The sequence below is a fragment of the Pseudomonas sp. OA65 genome (genome assembly GCF_017498305.1).
Classification (GTDB): Bacteria; Pseudomonadota; Gammaproteobacteria; order Pseudomonadales; family Pseudomonadaceae; genus Aquipseudomonas; species Aquipseudomonas zanjanensis.
The window spans coordinates 1-22,686 of record NZ_JAGDEZ010000041.1 but is presented as its reverse complement, the minus strand read 5'-3'; the positions used below and the strand labels follow the sequence as shown (position 1 = coordinate 22,686).

The 22,686-nt window shown below is 64.8% G+C and carries 3 protein-coding genes; all 3 read left to right on the top strand.

All coding sequences use genetic code 11. The features are described from left to right. Window positions 1-11: 11 nt before the first annotated feature. Window positions 12-8,381, top strand: a complete 8,370-nt coding sequence (locus J3361_RS24445) for an amino acid adenylation domain-containing protein (RefSeq protein ID WP_347709641.1) — start codon at window positions 12-14, stop codon at window positions 8,379-8,381. Beyond that, on the top strand, window positions 8,381-20,953 hold the full coding sequence (locus J3361_RS24440) for a non-ribosomal peptide synthase/polyketide synthase (protein ID WP_243459007.1): 12,573 nt from the start codon (window positions 8,381-8,383) through the stop codon (window positions 20,951-20,953). Before J3361_RS24445 ends, J3361_RS24440 begins: the two co-directional genes overlap by 1 nt. A 186-nt stretch (window positions 20,954-21,139) precedes the next feature. Next, window positions 21,140-22,102, top strand: a complete 963-nt coding sequence (locus J3361_RS24435) for an alpha/beta hydrolase (protein ID WP_207966695.1) — start codon at window positions 21,140-21,142, stop codon at window positions 22,100-22,102. Window positions 22,103-22,686 lie beyond the last annotated feature (584 nt).

Here is a 22,686-nt window from a genome sequence, read left to right as displayed (position 1 = left end):
ACGTCGGTCGTATTGACCATCAAGTGAAGATCCGCGGTTTCCGCATCGAACTGGGCGAGATCGAAGCGCGCCTGAATGCCTTGGATTCCGTGCGCGAAGCGTTGGTGCTGGCCCAGGAAGGGCCGAGCGGCCAGCAACTGGTGGCTTACGTGATCCCGGCGCAAATCGGCGAAGACGAAGCGGGCCTACGCGATCAAATCAAGATTCAGCTCAAGGCCGATCTGCCGGACTACATGGTGCCGACGCACCTGCTGTTCCTCGAGCAATGGCCATTGACCGCCAACGGCAAGCTCGACCGCAAGGCCTTGCCCGCCGCGGACGCCAGCCAGGTCCAGCAGGATTACGTGGCGCCACGAAGCGAGCTGGAACAACAGATCGCCGCGATCTGGCAAGACGTGCTCAAGGTCGAGCGGGTCGGCTTGAGCGATAACTTCTTCGAACTGGGCGGCCACTCGCTGCTGGCGACGCAGATGGTGTCGCGCATTCGCCAGGCCCTCGGCCTGAACCTGCAACTGCGCCAGTTGTTCGAGAACGCCAGCCTTGAGGCTTGTGTGGCGGCGCTGATGGACGGCGACGTGGCACGGCCGGCGAGCATCCCGCGTCTTTCCCGGGACCAGGCGCCGCTGCCGCTGTCCTACGCCCAGCAGCGCCAGTGGTTCCTCTGGCAGATGGAGCCCGACAGCGCGGCGTACCACATTCCGGCGGCGCTGCGGATTCAGGGCGACCTGGACCTGGAGGCTTTGCAACAGAGTTTCGCCGCCTTGGTGCGGCGCCACGAAAGCCTGCGTACCACCTTCGTCCAGGTCGATGAGCAAGCGTTCCAGGTCATTCACCCGCAGATGAACCCAGTGGTAATCCCGCAGATGCTCGAGGGCGGCAATGAACAGATCCAGGCCTTCGTCCGCCAGCAGATCGCCCAGCCCTTCGACCTGCAAAACGGCCCGCTGCTGCGGGTCGGCCTGCTGCGGGTGGCGGCCGATGAGCACGTGCTGGTGCTGACCCAGCACCACATCGTCTCCGATGGCTGGTCGATGCAATTGCTGGTGCAGGAACTGATGCAGGGTTATGCCGCGTGCCGCCAGGGTGAGTCCCTGGCATTGGCCGAGCTGCCGATCCAGTACGCCGATTACGCGGTATGGCAACGTCAGTGGATGGACGCCGGCGAGCGGGAACGGCAACTGGCGTATTGGACCGATGTGCTGGGGGGCGAGCAGCCGTTGCTGACGCTGCCCACCGACCGGCCGCGCCCGACCCGGCAGAGTTTTGCCGGCGCCCGCCTGGCGATCGACTTGCCGCAGGCCTTGGGCCAACGGCTGCGACAGCTGGCCCAGCGCGAAGGCAGCACGCTGTTCATGGTCTTGCTGGCCTCGTTCCAAGCCTTGCTGCACCGCTACAGCGGCCAGTCGGACATTCGTGTCGGCGTGCCCATCGCCAACCGCAACCGGGTGGAAACCGAAGGCCTGATCGGCTTTTTCGTCAACACCCAAGTACTCAAGGCCGAGGTCGATCCGCAGCAGCGTTTCAGTCAATTGCTGGCGCAGGTCAAACAGGCGGCCATCGGCGCCGAGGCCCATCAGGACCTGCCGTTCGAACAACTGGTCGAAGCCCTGCGACCTGAACGCAACCTGAGCCACAGCCCGTTGTTCCAAGTGTTGTACAACCACCAGAGCGTGGCTCGCCAGGCACTGCCGGCGCTGCCCGGTCTGGTGATCAAGGCTCAGGAATGGGAAAGCCAGACTGCCCAGTTCGACCTGACCCTCGACACCCTGGAAGCCGAGGGTGAACTCGGTGCGGCGCTGACTTATGCCACTGACCTGTTCGACGCCAGCACCGTGCAGCGCCTGGCCGAGCACTGGCTGAACCTGCTGCACGGCATCGTTGCCAATCCCGGCCAACGTATCGGTGAATTACCGTTGCTGACGGCCACCGAGCACCGGCAACACATCACCCAATGGAACCCGGCCCCGCGCAACTTCCCGGGCGAGGCCTGCCTGCATCAGCGCATCGCCGAACAGGCGCGCTTGCGTCCCGACGCCGTCGCTTTGCGTTTCAACACCCAAACCCTGACCTACGGCGAACTCAACGCCCAGGCCAACCGCCGCGCCCATCAGTTGATCGCCCACGGCGTCGGCCCGGATGTATTGGTGGGATTGGCGGCCGAGCGGGGCTTCGACATGCTGGTGGGCCTGCTGGCGATCCTCAAGGCCGGCGGCGCCTACGTGCCGCTGGACCCGACGTATCCCCAGGATCGTCTGGCCTACATGATGCAGGACAGCGGCATTCGCTTGCTGCTGACTCAAGCGGCTCTAGTCGATCAATTACCGGTGCCGGAAGGCGTGCAGACGCTGCTGCTGGACGCCGATGTCAGCACTTTCGCCGACAGCGATCCGCACGTCGCAATGGACGCCGCGAACCTCGCCTACGTGATCTACACCTCCGGCTCCACCGGTAATCCGAAAGGCACCTTGCTGCCGCACCACAACGTGCTGCGTCTGTTCGAGGCCACCGAACCTTGGTTCAACTTCGGCGCGGAGGATGTCTGGAGCCTGTTCCATTCCTACGCGTTCGACTTCTCGGTCTGGGAAATTTTCGGCGCACTGCTCCACGGTGGCGAGCTGTTGATCGTGCCGTATGACGTCAGCCGCTCACCGCAGCAGTTCCATGAACTGCTGTGCGACGCCGGGGTGACGGTGCTCAACCAGACACCGTCGGCGTTCAAGCAGTTGATGCACGAAGCCTGCGCCGATGACCGGGCCAACGCCTTGCGCTACGTGGTGTTCGGCGGCGAGGCGCTGGACGTCAAGTCCTTGCGCCCGTGGTTCGAGCGCTTCAGCGATGCGGCGCCGCAGTTGATCAACATGTACGGGATCACCGAAACCACCGTGCACGTGACCTACCGTCCGCTGTCGATAGCCGACCTGGAACAGCACGCCAGCAGCCCGATTGGCGAGCCGATTGCCGACCTGTCGTGGTATCTGCTGGACGGGGATTTGAACCCGGTGCCGAAAGGTTGCATCGGTGAACTGTACGTCGGTCGCGCCGGCCTGGCCCGTGGCTATTTGAATCGTGGCGACCTCACCGCATTGCGTTTCATCCCCGATCCGTTCGGCGAAAGCGGCGCACGTTTGTACCGCACCGGTGACCTGGCGCAGTACCGCAGCGACGGCGTGATCGAGTACGTCGGTCGTATTGACCATCAAGTGAAGATCCGCGGTTTCCGCATCGAACTGGGCGAGATCGAAGCGCGCCTGAATGCCTTGGATTCCGTGCGCGAAGCGTTGGTGCTGGCCCAGGAAGGGCCGAGTGGCCAGCAACTGGTGGGTTACGTGATCGCGGCCCACGTCACCGAAGACCCAGCCGACCTACGCGAGCAGATCAAGACCCAGCTCAAGGCCGAGCTGCCGGACTACATGGTGCCGACGCACCTGTTGTTCCTCGAACAATGGCCGTTGACCGCCAACGGCAAGCTCGACCGCAAAGCCTTGCCCACCGCCGACGCTAGCCAGGTCCAGCAGGCCTACGTGGCGCCACGAAGCGAGCTGGAACAACAGATCGCCGCGATCTGGCAAGACGTGCTCAAGGTCGAGCGGGTCGGCTTGAGCGATAACTTCTTCGAGTTGGGCGGCGACTCGATTGTCTCCATCCAAGTGGTCAGCCGCGCCCGCCAGGCGGGCATTCGCTTTACTCCCAAAGATTTGTTCCAGCACCAGACCGTGCAGGCGCTGGCAGGTGTCGCCCAGACCGGTGGGGAAGCGTCGGCAATCGATCAGGCGCCGGCCGAAGGGTCGACGCCGCTGTTGCCGATTCAACAGGCGTTTTTCGCCGAGGCGATTCCCCAGCGTCATCACTACAACCAGTCGGTGCTGCTGCAACCGGCCAGTCCGTTGCAAGCATCGGTGGTGGAGCAGGCTTTGCAGGCGTTGGTGCTGCACCACGACGCCTTGCGTTTGTCCTTTAATGAAACCGCCGAAGGTTGGCGCGCCGAGCACCGTGAGGTGGCGGCGCAACAGCAAGCTTGGGGGAATGACGGTTTGCTGTGGCAGCGTGACGTCGCCGATGCCAGCGCGCTGGAAACCCTCGCCAATCAGGCCCAGCGCAGCCTCGACCTGCACGCCGGGCCGCTGTTGCGCGGCGTCCTGGCGACCTTGGCCGACGGCAGCCAGCGCCTGTTGCTGGTGGTCCATCACCTGGCGGTGGACGGTGTGTCGTGGCGGATCCTGTTCGACGACCTGCAAACCGCCTACCAGCAGTTGCTCGCCGGCCAAAGGCTGCAACTGCCGGCCAAGACCAGTTCGGTCAAGGTGTTTGCCGAGCAGTTGCAGGCCCACGCCCGCAGCGCGGAACTGCAACAGCAATTGGCCTACTGGCAAGGGCAACTGCACGACGCCCCGACCGACCTGCCGTGCCTCGACCCCGAGGCGATCGGGCAAAACCACGAGGCCGTCACCGTTCATACACGGCTCGACGCGCACTTGACCCGGCAGTTGCTGCAAGAGGCGCCGGCGGCCTATCGCACCCAGGTCAACGACCTGTTGCTCACGGCCCTGGCCCGGGTGATCTGCCGCTGGACCGGTCACGACAGCCTGTTGCTGCAGCTCGAAGGCCATGGCCGCGAAGAGCTGTTCGCCAACGTCGACCTGACTCGCACGGTGGGGTGGTTCACCAGCCTGTTCCCGGTGCGGTTGTCGCCAGCCGTCGAACTGGCGGATTCGATCAAGTCGATCAAGCAGGGGCTGCGGACGATTCCCGACAAAGGCGTGGGGTTCGGTGCGCTGCGTTACCTGGGCGACGACGCCAGTCGGGCGGCCCTGGAAGCCCTGCCGGTGCCGCGCATCACCTTCAATTATCTCGGCCAGTTCGACGGCAGTTTCGATCAGGACCAAGGCGCGCTGTTCAGCCCTGCCAGCGAAAGCGCCGGTGACGAGCAAAGCCCGCTGACCACCTTGGGCAACTGGCTGACGCTCAACGGCCAGGTGTTCGATGGCGCGCTGCGGTTGGGCTGGACGTTCAGCCCGCGACAGTTCGAGCCGGCGACCATTCAGCAATTGGCCGATGACTACGCCAGCGAGCTGGCGCTGTTGATCGCCCATTGCTGCGACCCGACGAACCAGGGCATGACGCCGACGGATTTCCCCCTGGCCGGCCTGACCCAGGCGCAGCTCGATGGCCTGGCGCTGTCGGCGCGCGCGGTGGAAGACCTTTACCCGCTGGCGCCGATGCAACAGGGCATGTTGTTCCACAGCCTCTACGAAGCGGGCAGCGGCCAGTACATCAACCAGATGCGCCTGGACATCGAAGGCCTCGACCCCCGGCGTTTCGAGGCGGCCTGGCAAGCGGCGGTCGATGCCCATGACATTTTGCGCAGCAGTTTTATCTGGCAGGGCAGCGAGCGCCCGGTGCAGGTGGTGCACAAGCAGGTGCGCGTGCCGTTCGCTTCGCTGGACTGGAGCGCCCGTGCCGATGCCAGCCACGCCCTGGACGCACTGGCGGATGCCGAGCGCGAGCAGGGCTTCGACCTGGCCTGTGCTCCGTTACTGCGCCTGGTGCTGGTGCACACCGCCGAGCGGCGTTATCACCTGATCTACACCCATCACCACATCCTGATGGATGGCTGGAGCAACTCGCAGTTGCTCGGCGAGGTGCTGCAACGCTATGCCGGCCAGGCCCTGCCGCGCCCGGCCGGGCGCTATCGGGACTACATTGCCTGGCTGCAAGGCCGCGACGCCCAGGCCAGCGAAACCTTCTGGCTGGCGCAACTGCATCCGCTGGAGGCGCCGACGCGTCTGGCCGAGCCCCGTTTCGCGCCGCTGCAATCGGCGCTGGAAAGCAGCCACGCCAGCCACTATCACGACCTGACGCCCGGGCAGACCCAACGCCTGAGCGAGTTCGCCCGCCAGCAGAAGGTCACCCTCAACACCGTCGTCCAGGCGACCTGGTTGTTGCTGCTGCAGCATTACACCGGACACGCCACCGTGGCCTTCGGCGCCACCGTGTCGGGGCGTCCGAGCGAGCTCAAGGGTGTCGAACAGCAGATCGGCCTGTTCATCAACACCTTGCCGGTCATCGCCCGCCCGCGTCCGGAGCAAGCGCTGAGCGAGCTGCTGCTACAGGTCCAAGGCCAGAACGTGGCCTTGCGCGAGCACGAACATACGCCGCTGTTCGAGATCCAGCGCTGGGCCGGGCAGGGCGGCGACGGTTTGTTCGACACCTTGCTGGTGTTCGAAAACTACCCCGTGTCCCAGGCCCTGCAAGAGCAGGCGCCCTCGGGCTTGAGCTTCGGCAGCGTGGCCAGCCAGGAACAGACTAATTTCCCGTTGACCCTGGCCGTCAATCTAACTGACATCCTGAGCCTGCACTTCACCTATGCCCATGCTGCTTTCCCTACACACACCGTCGAGCGCCTGGCTGAGCAGGTGGCACACATGCTCGCGCAGATGGTGAGCCTGCCGGCCGGCGGTTGCGTGGGCGACATCCAACTGCTGGATGCGGCGACCCGCGACAGGCTGCTGGGCGACTGGAACGCCACGTCGGTGGTGGAACCGCCTCGGCGTCCGGTTCATCAATGGATAGAGGCCCAGGCCCAAAGCAGCCCCGACGCGGTCGCCCTGGTCAGCGAACAGGAAACGCTTACTTACGCCGAGCTCAATGCCCGGGCCAATCGCCTGGCCCATGGCTTGATCGAACGCGGCATCGGCCCCGATGTATTGGTGGGCCTGGCGTTGTCGCGCAGCGTGCAGATGGTCGTTGGCATGCTGGCGGTGCTCAAGGCCGGTGGCGCCTACGTGCCGCTGGACCCGGCCTATCCCCGGGATCGCCTGGCGTACATGGTCGAGGACAGCGGCATCGCCTTGCTGCTCACTGAAACCGCTGTGCTGCCGCTGTTCGGTGACGCTGCCGTGGCCGCGCTGCTGTTGGATCAACCCGGGCCATGGCTGGCCGGCTACAGCGAGCGCGACCCTGGTGTGGACATCGACGGCGAGAACCTGGCTTATGTGATCTACACCTCCGGCTCCACTGGCAAGCCCAAGGGCGTGACCTTGCGCCATGCCGCCCTGAGCAACCACATGGCGTGGATGCAAGGCTGCTTGAAACTGACGACCGCCGACCGCGTCCTGCAAAAAACCGCGATCAGTTTCGATGCCTCGGTCTGGGAGTTCTGGCTGCCGTTGATGAGCGGCGCGCAACTGGTGCTCGCCAGCCCGCACCTGAACCTCGACCTGACCACCCTCTGGGCCGACGTGGCGCGGTGGCGCATCAGCGTGTTGCAAATGGCGCCGTCGCTGTTGCAGGCGTTGCTGCCAGTGGCGACCCGCGAACAGCTGGCCTCCCTGCGCCTGTTGCTGTGCGGTGGCGAAGCCCTCAGCGCGCACCTGTCGCGCCAGGTCATGGCGCTGTTCGAGGGTGAACTGCGCAACCTGTATGGCCCGACCGAAGCGACCATCGACACCAGCAGCCATGCCGTGGTGCGCGACAGCGAGGACGACGCCGAGCGAATCATCGCCATTGGTCGTCCCATCGATAACGTGCGCACCTACGTGCTGGATACGGCATTGCAGCCTTGCGCCGTGGGCGCCGTCGGCGAGTTGCACATCGCCGGTGATTCCCTGGCCCGTGGTTACCACCAGCGACCGGCCCTGAGCGCCGAGCGTTTCATTCCCGATCCGTTCGCCCCCGTTGCGGGCGGTCGCCTGTATCGCACCGGTGACCTGGCGCGTTATGGCGCGGACGGGGTGATCGAGTACCTCGGTCGGATCGACCACCAAGTGAAGATCCGTGGCTTGCGCATCGAGCTGGGGGAAATCGAAGCGCGCCTGCAAGCCGATGGCGATGTGCGCGATGCAGTGGTGCTGGCGCGAGACGACGTGAGCGGGCCGAACCTGGTGGCCTACCTGGTCGGCCAGGACAGCGCCCTGGATTCGGCCAGCCTGGGCGACCGACTCAAGGCGCGACTGGCGGCCCAGGTGCCGGACTTCATGGTGCCGACCCATTGGGTCTGCCTCGACCGCTTGCCGCTGACCCCCAACGGCAAGCTCGATCGCAAGGCCTTGCCGGCACCGGACACCCGTGCCCTGCAATCGGCTTACCTGGCGCCCCGGAGCGACCTGGAGTGTCAGGTCGCGGCGATCTGGCAAGACGTGCTCAAGGTCGAGCAGGTCGGGCTGGGCGACGACTTCTTCGAGCTGGGCGGGCATTCGCTGCTGGTGGTGAGCGTGGTCTCGCGCCTGCAACTGGAACTGGGCCTGACCTTGACCCCGCAACTGATTTTCCAATTCCCGGTACTCGGCGCGTTCGTGGCGCAACTCGAGCCTGCCGGCGACCCCATGAGTACGTCGAAATTGAGCAAGCTTGAAGCGCTGCTCGATGAATTTGAGGAGGTTTGATGGACACCGCTGTCGCACAACGTATTGCCAGGCGCTTCATAACGCTGCCGCTGGAAAAGCGTCGCTTGTACTTGCAGAAAATGCTCGAAGAGAACGTTTCCCCGGCGAACCTGCCCATTGCGCCTGTCAGTGCCGAGTTCGACACGTTGTCGCTGTCGTTTGCCCAGGAACGCCAATGGTTCCTCTGGCAGTTGGACCCCGAGAGCGCGGCTTATCACATGCCCACGGCCCTGCGCTTGCGCGGGCCGCTGGACATCGCTGCGCTGGAGCAGAGTTTCACGGCGTTGGTGGCGCGTCACGAGAGCCTGCGCACCACCTTCCAGATCCATGGCGAGCAGGTCGTGCAGCACGTGCACGCGGCGGCGCCGGTGCGTTTGCAGGCCGACGCCCTGGAACCAATGCCGGACGAGACGCAACTACGCCGATTGATCGAAGCAGAAACCCGCCAGCTCTTCGACCTGCAACAGGGGCCGCTGCTGCGCACGCGCCTGCTGCGGTTGGCGGTGGATGATCACGTGCTGATCGTGACCTTGCACCACATCGTTGCCGATGGCTGGTCGATGCAGGTGATGGTCGAGGAATTGGTCGACGGCTACGCCGCCTTCAGCCAGGGCCGCGCGCTGGAACTACCGGCGCTGCCGATCCAGTACACCGACTACGCCATCTGGCAGCGGCACTGGATGGAAGCGGGCGAGCGCGAACGCCAGTTGGAATACTGGACCGCACGCTTGGGTGGCCAGCAACCGGTGCTGGAATTGCCGACCGACTTCCCCCGTCCGGCGGTGATGAGCTATCGCGGCGCGCGGCTGGAGCTCGCCATCGACGGGGTACTGGCCGGCGACCTCAAGCACATGGCCCAGCGTGAGGGCGTCAGCCTGTTCATGATTTTGCTGGCCTCGTTCCAGGCGCTGCTGCATCGCTACAGCGGCCAGAACGACATCCGCGTCGGCGTGCCGACGGCCAACCGCAACCGGGTCGAGACCGAGCGCCTGATCGGCTTTTTCGTCAACACCCAAGTGCTCGACAGCGATGTGCAGAGCGAGGATGCGTTTGGCGCCTTGCTGCAACAAGTGAAACAGACAGCCCTGGGCGCCCAGGCTCACCAGGAGCTGCCGTTCGAACAATTGGTCGAAGCGTTGCAGCCTGAGCGCAACCTGAGCCACAGCCCGCTGTTCCAAGTGATGTTCAACCACCGGACCCAAGGCCCGGCGGGCGAGGGGCCGGTCGGTGCGTTGCAAGTCGAGGGGCTGAGCTGGGACTCGCACACGGCACAATTCGACCTGACCCTGGAAACCGTCGAGCATGGCGAAGGCCTTTCGGCTGCACTGATTTATGCCACCGACCTGTTTGGCGCCGAGACGATTGCGCGCATGGCCGGGCATTGGCAGAACCTGTTGCGCGCCATCGTGGCCGACCCGGCGCAGCGCATCGGTGTATTGCCGTTGCTCGACGCGGCCGAGCGCCAGGCCTTGCTCGACGACGGCCAGCGCACCGCGGTGCCGGCGCCCGAGGCGGGTTTTGTCCACCAACTATTCGAAAGACAAGCGGCGCGCACCCCGGACGCCCCGGCGCTGGTGATCGACGGCGAGCGCTGGAGCTACGGCCAACTCAATGCCCGGGCCAATCAACTGGCGGGGAAACTGCAGAGCCTCGGCGTGACATCCGATGTCCTGGTGGGCATTGCCGTGGAGCGCAGCGCGCACATGGTGGTGGGCCTGCTGGCGATCCTCAAGGCCGGCGGCGCCTACTTGCCGCTGGACCCGGCGTTCCCCCAGGACCGCCTGGCGTACATGATCGAAGACAGCGGCATCGAGCTGCTGCTGACCCAACGTTCGCTGCTCAACCAGCTACCGCTGTCCTGTGGGAGCGAGCCTGTGGGGGCAAAGCTTGCTCGCGATGGCGGTGGTTCAGTCAATGGTGATGGTGGGTGTGCCGATGCTATCGCGAGCAAGCTTTGCTCCCACAGACTCGATCCCACAGGAATTTGCGTTAACACGCTGGTATTGGACCAGGAGGGCGACTGGCTCGACGGCTATAGCTGCGAGGCGCCCGTGACGCAGCTGGATGCGGAGCACCTGGCCTACGCGATCTACACCTCGGGCTCCACCGGCAAGCCCAAGGGCGTGATGGTGCGCCACGGCGCGCTGACCAACTTCGTCGCGAGCATGGCCAAGGCGCCAGGCATGACGGCCCAGGATCGGGCGTTGTCGCTGACCACGTTCTCGTTCGATATTTTCGGCCTGGAAATCTACGTGCCGCTGATGGTCGGCGCCTGCATCGTGCTGACCGGCCAACATGTCGCCCAGGACCCGTACGCGGTGTTGGCATTGATCGCGGCCGAGCAGGTCAATGTGCTGCAGGCCACGCCGTCGACCTGGCGCATGCTGCTGGACAATGAAAACGCCCAGGGTCTGCGCGGCTGCAAATGCCTGTGCGGTGGCGAGGCGTTGCCCCGGGAACTGGCCGTGCGCATGCTCGCCCTCGGCGGTGGAGTGTGGAACCTCTACGGCCCGACGGAAACCACCATCTGGTCGGCCTTGCACCCGTTGCAAACCCAGGCCGCGCAACCGTGGCTCGGCGGGCCCATCGACAACACCACGCTGTATATCGTCGGTGCCGACCTGATGCCAGTGCCTTATGGCGTGGCCGGGGAATTGCTGATCGGCGGCCAGGGCCTGGCCCGTGGTTATTTCCAGCGCCCGGCGCTGACCGCCGAACGCTTCGTGCCCCATCCGTTTGTCGCCGGCGAGCGCCTGTATCGCACCGGTGACCTGGCGCGTCAGCGTGCCGACGGCCTCCTCGAATACCTCGGGCGCATCGACCATCAAGTGAAGATCCGCGGCTTTCGCATCGAGCTGGGAGAGATCGAGGCACGCCTGCTGGAACAGGACAGCGTGCGCGAAGCGGCGGTGCTGGCCCAGGACGCGCTGGGCGGCCAGGCGTTGGTGGCGTACATCGTGCCGAGTACAGAACTGAGTGACCTGGACACCACCGCCCAGAGCGGCCTGCGCGACAGCCTCACCACACGGCTCAAGGTCAACCTGCCCGACTACATGGTGCCGTCCCACGTGGTGCTGTTGCCGCGCTTCCCGCTGACGCCCAACGGCAAGCTGGATCGCAAGCAATTGCCCAAGCCCGATGCCAGCCAATGGCAGAAAACCTATGTCGCGCCGCAGACGCCCACGCAGCAGGCGGTGGCGACGATCTGGGCCGATATCCTCAAGGTCCAGCGGGTCGGCCTGGACGACAGTTTCTTTGAACTGGGTGGCCACTCGTTGCTGGCGACCCAGGTGATGTCACGGATTCGCCAGCAACTGAATATTCAGGTGCCGTTGCGCCTGTTGTTCGCCCATCACAGCCTGCGGGCGTTTGTCGAGGCCATGGGCACGGCATCGGCACACGATGAAGTGAGCATTCCCCACATTCCTCGCGACCAGCCGCTGGCGCTCTCTTTTGCCCAGCAACGGCAGTGGTTCCTCTGGCAACTGGAACCCACCAGCAGCGCCTATCACATTCCCGCAGCGCTGCGTTTGCGCGGTGCCCTCGACCGTGGCGCGCTGCAACGGAGCTTCGATGCGCTGGTGGCGCGTCATGAGAGCCTGCGTACCCGCTTCGTGCTCGACAACGAGCGCCCCTTGCAAGTGATCGACGAACCGGCACCGCTGGCGCTGGCGATCGAAACGGTCGACGCCACTGTCGATGACCAGGCCTTGCGCGGCCTGATAGAAGCCGAAACCCGGCAATTGTTCGATTTGCAGCGCGGCCCGTTGCTGCGGGTCAAGTGGCTGCAATTGGGGGCTGATGACCATGTGCTGATCCTGACCCAGCACCACATTGTCTCCGATGCCTGGTCGATGCAGATCATGGTCGACGACCTGCTGCAGTTGTACGCAGCTTTCAGCCAGGGCCAGGCCGTGGAACTGGCGCCGCTGCCGATCCAGTACGCCGACTACGCGCACTGGCAGCGGCAATGGCTGGCGGCGGGGGAGCAGCAGCGTCAACTCGACTACTGGATCGAGCAGTTGGGCGGCGAGCAACCGATTCTCGAACTGCCGACCGACCATCCGCGCCCGGCCCAGCAAAGTTATCGCGGCGCACGGCAGCCCATCGTCATCGAACCGGCGTTGGCCGAAGGCCTCAAGCGCCTGGCCCAGCAGCACAACAGCACGCTGTTCATGCTCTTGCTCGCCGGCTTGCAGACCTTGTTGCACCGCTACAGCGGCCAGGACGACATCCGCGTCGGCGTGCCGATTGCCAACCGTAACCGGGTGGAAACCGAGCGCCTGCTGGGCTTCTTCGTCAACACCCAAGTGCTCAAGGCCGACATCGACGGCAACCTGCGATTCGACCAGTTGCTCGATCAGGTCAAGCAACGTGCCCTCGGCGCCCAGGCTCACCAGGATCTGCCGTTCGAACAATTGGTGGAACGGCTGGAGCCAGCGCGCAACCTGAGCCACACGCCGCTGTTCCAGGTGATGTTCAACCATGCCAGCGATGCTCGCCGCGACCTGTCGGCGTTGCCGGGCCTGAGCCTGGAGCCACTGACCTGGGACTCCGGCACGGCGCAATTCGACCTGACCCTGGACACTTTTGAATACGCCGATGGCCTCAGCGCCGCGCTGACCTATGCCAGCGACCTGTTCGAGCCGAGCACCATCGCCCGCCTCGGCGAGCACTGGCTGAACCTGTTGCGCGCCATCGTCGCCAATCCGACCCAGCGCATCGCCGAACTGCCGATGCTGGACGGGGCGCAGCGGCGTCTGATCGTCGAGGACTGGAACCGCACCTTCGCCGATTACCCGAACCATCTCCCGGTGCATCAGTTGATCGAAGCCCAGGTCGAGCGTGCCCCCCATGCCGAGGCGCTGGTGTTCGAAGGGCAGTCGCTGAGCTATGCCCAGCTCAACGCCCGCGCCAACCAGTTGGCCCACGCCTTGATCGCCCGCGGCGTCGGCCCGGATGTGCTGGTGGGCATCTCGGTGCAGCGCAGCGTGGAAATGGTCGTTGGCTTGCTGGCGATCCTCAAGGCCGGCGGCGCCTACGTGCCGCTGGACCCGGACTACCCGCCGGAGCGCCTGGCCTACATGATCGAGGACAGCGGCATCGAGTTACTGCTGACCCAGAGCTCATTGCTCAATCAATTCTCGGCACCCTGTGGGAGCGAGCCTGTGGGAGCAAAGCTTGCTCGCGATGGCGGTAGTTCAGTCAATTGTGATGGTGGGTGTGCCGATGCTATCGCGAGCAAGCTTTGCTCCCACAGGCTCAATCCAACAGGGATTTGCGTTAACACGCTGGTATTGGACCAGGAGGGCGACTGGCTCGACGGCTATAGCTGCGAGACGCCCGTGACGCGGTTGGATGCGGAACACCTCGCCTACGTGATCTACACCTCTGGCTCCACCGGCAAGCCCAAGGGCGCCGGCAACAGCCATGGCGCGCTGACCAACCGCTTGTGCTGGATGCAACAGGCCTATGGCCTGGGCGCTGGTGACAGCGTCTTGCAGAAGACGCCGTTCAGTTTCGACGTGTCGGTCTGGGAGTTCTTCTGGCCGTTGATGACCGGCGTACGCCTGGTCGTCGCGGCACCGGGCGATCATCGTGACCCGCAAAAACTGGTCAGCCTGATCGAACGGGAAACCATCACCACCCTGCATTTCGTGCCGTCGATGCTGCAAGCGTTCGTGCTCGACGCCAACGTCAGCCGTTGCACCAGCCTGTCTCGCATCGTCTGCAGCGGCGAAGCCCTGCCGGTGGATACCCAGCAGCAGGTGTTCGCCAAGTTGCCCAATGCCCGGCTGTATAACCTCTACGGTCCGACCGAAGCGGCCATCGACGTGACCCATTGGACCTGCCGCGACGAAGGGCGCGATGCGGTGCCGATTGGCGAGCCGATTGCCAACCTGATGACCTACATCCTCGACGATGAGCTGAACCCGGTGCCGAGCGGCGTCAACGGCGAGCTGTACCTCAGCGGCCAGGGCCTGGCCCGCGGTTATCACCGCCGTCCCGAACTGACCGCCGAGCGTTTCGTCGCCAGCCCGTTCGTGGCCGGCGAGCGGCTGTACCGCACCGGCGACCTGGCGCGCTATCGCCCGGACGGGGTGATCGACTACATCGGTCGGATCGACCATCAGGTGAAAATCCGTGGGTTCCGTATCGAGTTGGGGGAAATCGAAGCACGTCTGCTCGAACACGGTGCGGTGCGCGAAGCGGTGGTAGTGGCCCAGGACAGCCGCAGCGGCACGGTGCTGAGCGGCTACGTGGTCGCCCAGGCCGAGGCAACCGGCGATTGGTCGCAATTGCGTGAAGCGCTCCTGGGCCATTTGCGCCTGAGCCTGCCGGAACACATGGTGCCGACGCACCTGACCTGCCTGGAACACATGCCACTGAGCCCGAACGGCAAGCTTGACCGCAAGGCGCTACCGGCGCCGGACCTGGCCGAGCGCCAAGAGGCGTTCACCGCACCGGTCAACGCCACCGAGCGGGCGCTGGTGGCGATCTGGCAAGGGGTGCTCGGCGTCGAGCGGGTGGGCACCGCCGACAACTTCTTCGCCCTGGGCGGCGACTCGATCAACTCGATCCAGGTGGTCAGCCGGGCGCGTGCCCAAGGCATCGGCCTGACCCCCAAGGACCTGTTCCTGCACCAGAACATCCAGGCCCTGGCGCGGGTCGCCACCGCCGCCGACGAAGGGCTGATCGACCAGGGGCCGGTCACCGGCGACAGCCCGTTGGTGCCGATGCAGCACTGGTTCTTCGCCAGCGATATCCCGCACCGCGACCACTGGAACCAATCGGTCCTGTTGACCCCGCGCGAACCGCTGGACATCACGCACCTGCAACAGGCCCTCGCTCAGGTGGTGGCCCATCACGATGCCCTGCGCCTGCGGTTCACCCAGGCCGACGATGGCCATTGGCACGCCAGCCACCAGGCCATGGATGAGCAGCCCCTGGAGATCTGGCAGCGCACTGCGCAGAATGCCACCGAGATCGTCTCCATCGCCGACCAGGCGCAACGCAGCCTCGACCTGCAACACGGCCCGTTGCTGCGTTGCAGCCTGATCGCGGTGCAAGACGGCAGTGCGCGCCTGCACTTGGCGATTCATCACCTGGTCATGGACGGCGTGTCGTGGCGGGTGCTGCTGGAAGACCTGCAAAACGTCTATCGCCAACTGCGGGCGAACCAGGCCCCGGCCTTGCCGGGCAAGTCCACGGCGTTCAAGGCCTGGGCCGCCCGGTTGCAGGACTACGCCCACAGCGAAACCCTGAACAAGGAACTGGATTACTGGGTCGGGCAACTGGACCAGCCACTGCCGCCGTTGCCACGGGCCCGTCCTGAGGGCAGCCAGGCCGCGGCCCATGGCCGTTCGGTGAGCACGCGCCTGGATGCCAAGCAGACCCAGCGTTTGCTTAAGCAAGCGCCGACCGCCTATCGCACCCAGGTCAACGATTTGCTGCTCAGTGCATTGGCGCAAGTGGTCTGCCAATGGACCGGGCAACCGGCCTGCCTGGTGCAGCTCGAAGGCCATGGCCGCGAAGAACTGTTCGAGGGCGTCGACCTGAGTCGCACCGTCGGTTGGTTCACCAGCCTGTTCCCGGTGTTGCTGACGCCGGCGAGCGACCCGGCCGAATCGATCAAGCGGATCAAGGAACAACTGCGCGCAGTGCCGAACAAGGGCTTGGGCTACGGCGTCCTGCGTTACCTGGGTGCCGAAGCGGTCCAGCAACGGCTGGCAAAACTGCCGCCAGCGCGCATCACCTTCAACTACCTGGGGCAGTTCGACCAGAGCTTCGATGAACAGGCGCTGTTCGTGCCGAGTGAGGAGGGCAGTGGCGCAGGGCACGGCGACGATGTGGCGCTGGGCAACTGGCTGACCATCGACGGGCGGATTTTCAACGGCCAGTTGTCCCTCGATTGGACCTTCAGTGGCGATGTCTTCGACGAGGCCACGCTCCAGCAGTTGGCCGATGCCTACGCGGTGGCGTTGCAGCAACTGATCGATCACTGCTGCACCGACGGGCACCTGGGCGTGACACCTTCCGACTTCCCGCTGGCGCGCCTGAGCCAGGCGCAACTCAACGGCCTGCCGGTGCCGGTGGCGCAGGTGGAGGACATCTATCCACTGTCGCCGATGCAGGACGGCATGTTGTTCCACACCCTGGCCGACGACAGCTCCGGCTTGTACATCAACCAGATCTGCCTGCCGGTGCATGGCCTGGACACGGAGCGTTTCGCCCGGGCCTGGACCTCGGTGATCGAGCGCGAGGACATCCTGCGCACCAGTTTCCACTGGCAGGATGGCTTGAGCGCGCCGGTGCAAATCGTCCATCGCCACGTTGAATTGCCGCTGCAGGTCGAAGACTGGCGTGGACAGGACATCAGCGAGCAGGCGATCAGCGCCCGGGCGACCGCCGACTACCTGGCCGGTTTCGACTTGAGCCGCGCGCCCCTGCAACGGGTGCTGTTGCTGCGCCTGGAAGATGATCGCTACCAGATGATCTGGACCTGCCACCACATCCTCATGGATGGGTGGAGCAGTTCGCGGTTGTTCGGTGAAGTGCTGCAATTCTACGCCCACGGGCAGGTGCCCAGCCGCAATGGCCGCTATCGCGAGTTCATCGAATGGCTGCAACGCCAGGACCAGGGTGCGCTGGAGCGCTTCTGGCGCAGCCGACTCGATACCCTGGAGCAGGCGACCTCCCTCAACCAGGCGATGTTCCCCCGGCATGTCGAGGCACTGCCGGGGCACGAGGCGTTGTATTCGCGCTGGGACGTGACGCAGACCGCTCGCCTGCAACAGGCCTGCCGCGCCTGGCAGATCACCCCCAATACCTTGATCCAAGGGGCGTGGCTGCTGTTGCTGCAACGCTTTACCGGGCAGGACACCGTGGTCTTCGGTGCCACCGTCGCCGGGCGTCCGGCGGGGCTGGTCAACGCCGATAACATTCTCGGCCTGTTCATCAACACCTTGCCGGTGATCCAGACCCTGGATCCCGAGCAGCCACTGGATCAATGGCTGCAACAGTTGCAGGCCTACAACCTGGACCTGCGTGAGCATTCCCATGCGCCACTGGCGGACATCCAGCGCTGGTCGGGCCTGGGCGGGCAGGGCTTGTTCGACAGCATCATCGTGTTCGAGAACTACCCCATCGACGAACGCCTGGGCGAGCAGCAGGACACCGGCCTGAGCTTCGGCGAGTCGCGTAACCATGACGTGACCAACTTCCCGATGGACCTGGCGGTCAACCTGGGCGAAACGCTGTCCATCGAGTATCTGTTCCTGCGCAACGCCTTCAGTGTCGAAGCGGTGGAACGCATCCGCCGGACGATGGAAGACACCCTGGAAGCGATGATTCATGCACCCCACGCGTGCCTGGGCAATTTGCAGCGCTTGTCGGTGGAACAATGGCAGGCCTTCGAACAATGGAGCGCGGCGCCGAACGGCTGCTATCAGCCGCAGCAGTTGCCGGAGCTGATTGGCCGTCATGCCCAGTCGCGACCGCAGGCCACGGCGCTGCTGTGTGGCGACGACTCGTTGAGTTACGGCGAACTGGAGCGCCGGGCCAACCGCCTGGCCCACCGCTTGATCGAACTCGGCGCCGGCCCGGAAGTGGTGGTCGGCGTGGCCCTGGAGCGTTCGGTGGACATGGTCGTGGCGCTGCTGGCGGTGATGAAAAGCGGCTCGGCGTATGTGCCGCTGGACATCGATTATCCACCCGAGCGCCTGGCGTTCATGATCGAAGATTCGGCCATGGCGCTGTTGCTGACCCACAGCCGGGTACAGGGGCGCTTGCCGGATCTCGACGGTTTGCCGCGCCTGGCCATCGACGGTTTCGACAGCCGTGGCTACAGCGACTTGCCGCCGCGCAGCGGTTTGCTCGGCGGCAACCTGGCCTACCTGATCTACACCTCGGGTTCCACCGGTCGACCCAAGGGTGTCGCCGTGGCGCACGGGCCGATGAGCATGCACTGCCAGGCCATCGCCGGGCTGTATGACATGGATGAGCACACTCGTGAGCTGCATTTCATGTCGTTCGCCTTCGACGGTGCCCATGAACGCTGGTTGAGCACGTTGTTCAGTGGCGGCACCCTGGTGATTCGCGACGGCGCGCTGTGGACACCGGAGCAGACCTTCGACGCCTTGCACCGCCATGGCATTACCATCGCCTGCTTCCCGCCGGCCTACCTCAAGCAACTGGCCGAATACGCCGCCAACAGTCAACTGGCGCCACCGCCGGTGCGGGTGTACTGCTTCGGTGGCGATGCGGTGCCGGACCAGACCTTCGAGCAAGTGAAGGCGGCGCTGCGCCCACGATTCTTCACCAACGGCTACGGCCCGACGGAAACCGTGGTCACACCCATGCTGTGGAAGGTGCCGGCCAGCCAACGTTGCGAGGCCGCCTACGCGCCGATCGGGCGTGCGGTGGGCGAGCGCGCCTTGTATGTGCTCGACGACCACCTCAACCCGTTGCCGCCGGGCATTGCCGGCGAGTTGTACATCGGTGGCGCGGGCATCGCCCGTGGTTATCACTGTCGCCCGGACCTGAGTGCCGAGCGCTTCGTGCCGGACCCGTTCGGCCAGCCGGGCGATCGCCTGTATCGCAGCGGCGACCTGGTGCGCCAGCGCGCCGACGGCGTGCTCGATTACGTCGGGCGTATCGACCACCAGATCAAGGTGCGGGGCTTCCGCATCGAACTGGGGGAAGTCGAGGCCAGCCTGCGGCAACTGGACGATGTCAGCGATGCGTTGGTGATCGCCCGTGACAGCGCCTCGGGCAAGCAACTGATCGGCTATGTGGTCACCCCCGATGGCGTGGCCATCGGCGATCGGCTCAAGGCCGAGCTGCGGGCGCAATTGCCGGACTACATGGTGCCGGCCCAGGTGATCTGCCTGGAGGCGTTGCCGGTCACGCCAAACGGCAAGCTCGATCGCCAGGCCCTGCCGGAGCCGGAGTTCAAGGGCAGCGAGTATGTGCCGGGGCGCAACCGCGATGAGCAACTGTTGGCCGAGGTCTGGGCTGATGTGTTGCAAGTCGAGCGGGTGGGCATCACTGACAATTTCTTCGAATTGGGCGGTGACTCGATCCTCAGCCTGCAAGTGGTTTCGCGGGTGCGCAATCATGGCGAGCTGAAGATGGAGCTCAAGCTGCGGGACCTGATGCGCGGCCAGACCATCGAGGCGATTTTCGACCAGCGTTCGAACACGCGCGCCGTGACGGCCGAGGATATGACCCAGGTGGCTGCCGAAGGGCAGTTCAACCTGATTCCGATCCAGCAGTGGTGGTTCGACCAGCGCATGAGCGAACCCCATCACTACAACCAGGCACTGATGCTGCGGGCCCGCCAAGGGTTGAACCTGACGGCGTTGGAATTGGCGTTGCGCGGCATGATGCAGCAGCACGACGCCTTGCGCCTGCGCTTCAGCGAAGCCGGCGGACGTCACCTGCAGCATTACCAGGTGCTGGAAGACATGCAGGCGCAGTGGGCCAGCGAACCCTTGCTGTGGCAGCACAGCGTGGCCGATGAGGCTGAACTGGAGCTGTACGCCGAACAGGTGCAACGCAGCCTCGATCTGCACAACGGCCCGGTGTGGCGCACCGCGCACGTGACCTTGGGCAACGGTGAGGTCCGCGTGTTGATGGTCATTCATCACCTGGTCATCGACACGGTTTCGTGGCGTTTGCTGCTGCAGGATTTGCAGACTGCTTATACGGCCTACAGTGAGGGCCAGGCGCCGAACCTGCCGATTCGCACCAGCAGCTACCGGGCCTGGGCCGAGGGCCTGCAAGCCTATGCGCTGGATTATCCGGCGCAGGAAAAAGCCTGGTGGCTGGAACAGATCGACCAGCCGGGCAGCGAGTTGCCGTGTGACAACCTGCGGGGCAAGAACCAGGTGCAGTACCAGTCGGTGGCGCATTTGAGCTTGTCGGAGCAGCACACCCAGCAGTTGCTCAAACAAGTGCCGGCGGTCTACCAGACGCAGATCAACGACGTGTTGCTGGCGGCGCTGAGCCGGGTGTTGTGCCGTTGGAGCCAGCAGCCTTCGGTGCTGATCCAGTTGGAGGGGCATGGTCGCGAGGACTTGGTCAAGGACATCGACCTGAGCCGCAGCCTGGGCTGGTTCACCAGCATGTTCCCGGTGCGACTGGCCCCGAACCCAGAAGCCGATATCGGCACGTCGGTGCGGGCGGTGCAGCGGCAGTTGGCCGCGGTGCCGAACAAGGGCTTGGGCTACGGCGTGTTGCGCTACATGAGCGGCGAGCCGATGGCCGCCACCTTGGGGCGTGCGCCCCAGGCCCGGGTGACGTTCAACTACTTGGGGCAGTTTGACCAGAGCTTCGACGACAAGGCATTGCTGGTGCCGGCGGCGGAAAGCTACGGCAGCTGCTACAGCCCCCATGCCGCGCTCGGTAACTGGCTGGAAGTGGTGGGTCAGGTGTACGACGGGCGCCTGGCGCTGCGTTGCATCTTCAGCACCCGCCGCTACCGTGCCGAGACTGTCGAGGGTTTGATGCGTGCGTACCAGGAGGAACTGGAAGCGTTGATCGAGCACTGCGTGGCGCAGGCGGCTTAAATCTTGTCTCTGTGGCGAGGGAGCTTGCTCCCGCTGGGTCGCGAAGCGGCCCCAAGCCTTTTGTCTTGGAACAAAAACTTGGGCCTGCTGCGCAGTCCAGCGGGAGCAAGCTCCCTCGCCACAGGGTTTTGCATGGGCCTGTGTGGCTCAGCTTTTATCCCTGGTTTTTCATAAGGAACCCCTGCGATGTCCCTGCATCCGGAACTCAATGCTTTCCTCGACCTGGCCGAAGAAAGCCAGGCCGAGGGCCCCGGGCCGTTTCACCTGTCGACACCGGCCCAGGCCCGTGAGGCGTTCGAGCGCACCACGGTGCAATTGCGCTGGAACGCTCCGGCGGATGTGCAGTGCGCTGCCCACTCATTCACGACCCGTGACGGCGCGCCGCTGGCGCTGCGCCTGTACCGTCCCACCACGGCGTCGGCCCAGGCGCTGCCGGTGCTGGTGTACTTTCACGGCGGTGGTTATGTGGTCGGCAGCCTGGAATCCCACGATGGCGTCTGCCGTGAATTCTGCGCGCGGACACCGTGCGCGGTGTTGTCGGTGGGCTATCGCCTGGCCCCGGAACACACTTTCCCGACCCCGCTGAACGACGGCGCCGATGCCCTCGACTGGCTGGCCCGAAAGGCAGACGCCGAAGGCCTGGACCTGAGCCGCGTGGCGTTCGGCGGGGACAGCGTCGGCGCGACCCTGGCGACGGTGCTGGCGCTGCAATCGGCCTTGGAACCTGCCTTGCTGGCGGTCAAGCCGTGTTTTCAGTTGCTCTGCTACCCGGTGACCGATGCCTCCACCAGCAGCCCGTCCACCGAGTTGTTCGGTGAAGGTTATCTGCTGGAGAGCGAAACCCTCGAGTGGTTCTACCGGCACTACGCCAATGAGCCCGCCGATCGCCTGGACTGGCGTTTCTCGCCGTTGCTGGCGCCCGGTTACCCTGGCCTGGCCCCGGCCCTGATCGCCCTGGCCGGCCATGACCCGCTGCTGGACGAAGGCCGCGCCTACGCCCGGCGTTTGCAGGAGCAGGGGGTGAGCGTGGAACTGATCGAATACACCGGCCTGATCCACGACTACCTGCGCTTGCAGAGCGTGGTGCCGGAGATTGATGAGGTGTATGGGCAACTGAGCCAGGCGCTGCGGGTTGCACTGATTGCCTGAGACACCACCATTCCCTGTGACAGGTCTCAGAATTTACAGGCCACGGATACCCTGTGGGAGCGAGCCTGCTCGCGAAAGCGGTGGGTCAGCCGGCATTTGAAGTGACTGATACACCGCCATCGCGAGCAGGCTCGCTCCCACAGTCGTGTTTGGGTGGTCTGAGGATTTGCACACGCCACAAATCCCTTGTGGGAGCGGGCTTGCTCGCGAAAGCGGAGGGGCAGCCGGCATTTGAAGTGACTGGTACACCGCCATCGCGAGCAGGCTCGCTCCCAAAGTCGTGTTTGGGTGGTCTGAGGATTTGCATACGCCACAAATCCCTTGTGGGAGCGGGCTTGCTCGCGAAAGCGGTAGGTCAAACGACATCGATGTTGACTGTGCTGCCGTCTTCGCGAGCAAGCCCGCTCCCACAGTGTTTTTGGGATGACTTCAAGATTTGCAGGCACAAAAAAACCGGGCCAGGCCTAATGCCTGTCAGTTAAGTGGATAGCACGGGCAAACACACAAACCGTGGCGAGGGAGCTTGCTCCCGCTGGGCTGCGTAGCAGCCCCAAAACAGGGCCGCTTCGCGACCCAGCGGGAGC

What these genes read in the sequence shown, in the direction of transcription:
- J3361_RS24440 (WP_243459007.1), top strand. Translation starts at nt 8,381, where the DNA reads ATGGACACCGCTGTCGCACAACGTATTGCCAGGCGCTTCATAACGCTG.
- J3361_RS24435 (WP_207966695.1), top strand. Translation starts at nt 21,140, where the DNA reads ATGTCCCTGCATCCGGAACTCAATGCTTTCCTCGACCTGGCCGAAGAA.